At 65.5% G+C, this 1,619-nt stretch carries 1 protein-coding gene; it reads right to left on the reverse strand.

Annotation, left to right across the window (positions count from 1 at the left end; genetic code table 11):
- Positions 1–131: 131 nt before the first annotated feature.
- On the reverse strand, positions 132–1,502 hold the full coding sequence (locus AC0685_RS43425) for an IS1380 family transposase (protein ID WP_478230850.1): 1,371 nt from the start codon (positions 1,500–1,502) through the stop codon (positions 132–134).
- Between the last annotated feature and the right edge of the window lie 117 nt (positions 1,503–1,619).

Genomic DNA, 1,619 nt, shown 5'->3' on the forward strand with positions numbered 1-1,619 from the left:
CCTGGATCCACCGATGTGTTTGTTAGGTGATCTTGGTGGGGTTTGTTGATCTTTTGGCTGGTTGCTGGCAGGGCGGGGTGCCGGTCGTCTCATCCGGTGTGTCCACTGTGGTCTGTTGTCGGGGTGTGGGGTCAGGGTGTTCGGTGTGTTGCGGTGAAGAGGGCCTGGTAGGCGGCTTGCCAGGGCCAGTTGGCGGGTAGTCGGAGGGTGATGTGGCGGGCGGTGCGGGTGATGCGGGCGGGGATGGTGATCAGGTGCCGGCGAAGGGTGCCGGTGCGGGCTTTGGAGTGGAAGATGCTGGTGAGGCAGCCTGTGGCGCGGAGCAGGTTGTGGGTGAGGCAGGCCAGGATCAGCCAGGCGTGGTTGGCCGGGAAGCGGCCTGAGGGGAAATGGGCGAGGGCGGAGTCGTTGAGGTCGGCGAAGACCTGTTCGATGATCGCGTGCTCGCGGTGATATTTGTCGGCGGTGTGCAGGTCGAAGCCGGTGTCGGTGAACACGGCGTGGTAGTTCCAGACGTGGAACAACTCGCCCTGGTCGTTGGTGAGGAATCGCGGGGTGCGGCGGACCAGCAGTCGTGCGGTGACCTGGCGGCCGGGGTTCTGGGTGGTGTTGATGAACGCGGTCAACGTGGTTTCGGCGATCTCGGCATGTGTGATCAGCTCGCCGGATAGCGGGTCGGGGATCGGGTGCCGGTATTCGATCGTGCTCCAGTCGTCCTCGCCGATAGCGTTGATCGCGGCCTTGGTGGCCACGTTTTTCTGGGCTGTGATGGAGAAATAGGCGCCCGCCGCGTGGATCGCGGCGATGACCGGGCCGGTGAAGAACGCGGAATCGGCGCGGACCACGATCATCCCGGTCGCCCCGGCCCGGCGCGCCAGACCGATCGCCTCGGTGATCATCGACGCCGCCCCGCGGCGGGAATCGCAGTTCCCGCTCCGCAGCCGGGCGGTCAGGATCACCGGCGCGCAGACCGGGGACGACAAGGTCGCTATCAGGTGGTTCAGGCCACGGACCCCGTTATAGGCGAACCCGCTGCCTTGTTTGCCGTGGCCGTAGGTTTCCTTGATCTTGGCGTCGATATCGACGAACGCCAGCTGCTCGATCCCGGGCAACAGCGACGGAATCCGCCCGGCCAGCCGGACCAGGGCCTCGGCGGCGGCCGAGGCAAGCTGGCCGACGTGGCCGTGGGTGAACCCCCGCAGCCAGGACCCGCAGGTCGAGGGCGCCCGAAGACCCGTGAACAACCGGCGCATCCCGCCGTGCCGGATCACGTCCAGGTCCTCGATCGAGTCAGCCCCGGCAGCCATACCCGCCACTACCGACAACGCTTTCGCGTCCGGGTTCGCGCCGACTGGAATCCCCAGGTCAACCCGCTGATCAATCAACTCACCCAGGCCAACGTCCTCGGCCAGCCGCAGCACCGGCACCAGCCCCGCGCACGACACGAGACCCTCATCATCGAACCTCACCGACACCGATCCGGCAGTATGAGATGATCGCATCCAGCAGATGCCCTCTCGCTCAGTGGTTTTTGTTCCGTCGCAAGAACAATCATCCCAAGCCAGAGGGCATTTGCGTACCCGGACACACCCCAAACACCCACATCACACCGGTGGATC

The organism is Amycolatopsis sp. NPDC043889, from assembly GCF_056435645.1.